The sequence below is a fragment of the Prevotella sp. AM42-24 genome (assembly GCF_003461825.1).
Classification (GTDB): Bacteria; Bacteroidota; Bacteroidia; order Bacteroidales; family Bacteroidaceae; genus Prevotella; species Prevotella hominis.
Genome location: NZ_QTXV01000132.1, coordinates 1 through 1,738, shown reverse-complemented (window position 1 = coordinate 1,738; position 1,738 = coordinate 1). Strand labels below are relative to the sequence as shown.

The window sequence follows — 1,738 nt, the reverse complement described above, 5'->3', positions numbered from 1 at the left end:
CGAGAAGATGCAATTCTACTACCACCCAGACCATTTGGGTAGCAGTAGTTACATCACCAACCTTGACGGCGAGGTGGTGCAGCATATCGAGTATGTTCCTTTCGGTGAGGTATTCGTAGAAGAGCGCAATAACATTTGGAATACGCCTTATCTTTTCAATGCGAAGGAATTCGATGAGGAGACGGGATTGTATTACTATGGAGCGAGATACTATGACCCACATCTTAGCCTGTGGATGTCAACTGATCCAATGCAGGAGAAGTATCCATGGATAACAAGTTATTGTCAGACTTTTAACAATCCGATACGCTTTATTGATCCAAATGGAGAAGAGGGAGATAATGCGCCAACATTGTATCATAATACTCAGCATCCTGGTAAAATACTCCGTAATGGTTTCAATGCAACTAAATATGGTAAGTTATCTTCCTATAATTGGTTTTCTACAATAGCAAATGCTTCAGGCACTGGTCGCACTGGTAGTGGTGTGACATTAGCTGTTGAAGGTATTGATGTATCACATGCTGTAGAAGTCAAAAATAGCCAAATGAGAGAGTTTTATTTAGAAGCAAAAGCAGAATTGGGTTATACATCTTCGCAGTTGCGTCAATCTCCGGAATTGAAAGCAAAAGTAGATGCCCTTAAATATAAAAAGCTTGGAAAATGGATGGATGCTAAAGGGGCTTCTGTATATAAGTTGGGAAATTCCTATGCCATTTCGGATCATGTTGCAAATAATGGCACCGTAGTGCAAATTTTTGGACCAAAGAATCTAATAAAAGGTCTTAATGGCATTAAAATAGCTGGCAGGGTATTGACATTTGCTGCAGTAGCTGCTGATGCCTATGAAATATACTCTTCACGCTACAATGCACGAACTGTAACATCTGTAGCTGGTGGATGGGCAGGTGCTTGGGCTGGAGCCAAATTGGGTTGTATGGCAGGTACATCTATTGGATTCGCTGTTGGTGGAGTCGGTGAAGTTGTTGGTGCACCAGCTGGAGCATTAATAGGTGGCTTTTTCGGTTATATTTCTGGAAGGAAAGTATCAGAAACCGTTTATGATGTAGTTACTCAAAAAGGAATGCCGATAGGTGGTCGTTAAACAAACGTGGGTCTTATGGATACCATAAGACCCACCATAAACAAGCTTAATATGGAACAAATTAAGTCTATATTCTATAAAGAAATAGCTTATCCGTATTCCAACAATCAGTATGGATTGGCTATCATTATAATGATGCAAAAGAAATGTCTATATTTCGATTCGTCAAGTTTTTATTTTGTTAAATCACCAAGTGATAATTTTAATAAGCAAAAATGGAATATTGTTAGTGATTTAAATGATAATAAGATTGCGGCAATTCACGAAGATGAGCTATCCGCTTATTTCATTCTATTTACTAATAGTAAAATTATGTATATTTATCAAGAATTAGATGGCAATGAATGTATTCGTCAGATGTTCAGAATCGTAAATCCCAATGATAAGGATTATCAAGAAATAGTGCAATATATGAATGAGAAGTGGGTTGAAACACTATACGATGAATATTCTGGTATTGACAACATTATGAACCGCGATATATTTCAATTAACATCAAAATTAACATGAATTATACGAATACTCATGTGTATATGGAAAGCTTGGAAGAAAGTCAAGACAAAAGTGGCAAACCTCATAAGATGTGGTATTAATAAACCTCAAATCCGCAACCGCCCTCATAAGATGACACAG

The 1,738-nt window shown here is 37.5% G+C and carries 2 protein-coding genes; both read left to right on the top strand.

The window, feature by feature from the left end; genetic code table 11:
* On the top strand, window positions 1–1,105 hold a 1,105-nt coding region (locus tag DW917_RS17935; RefSeq protein WP_233524811.1), incomplete at its 5' end, for an RHS repeat domain-containing protein.
* 51 nt (window positions 1,106–1,156) lie between these two features.
* Window positions 1,157–1,615 (top strand): hypothetical protein, encoded by a 459-nt coding sequence (locus DW917_RS16570; protein ID WP_118768835.1) that lies wholly within the window; start codon window positions 1,157–1,159, stop codon window positions 1,613–1,615.
* The last annotated feature ends 123 nt before the right edge of the window (window positions 1,616–1,738 follow it).

Coding starts and splice junctions, on each gene's coding strand:
- DW917_RS16570 (WP_118768835.1), top strand. CDS start 1,157: ATGGAACAAATTAAGTCTATATTCTATAAAGAAATAGCTTATCCGTAT.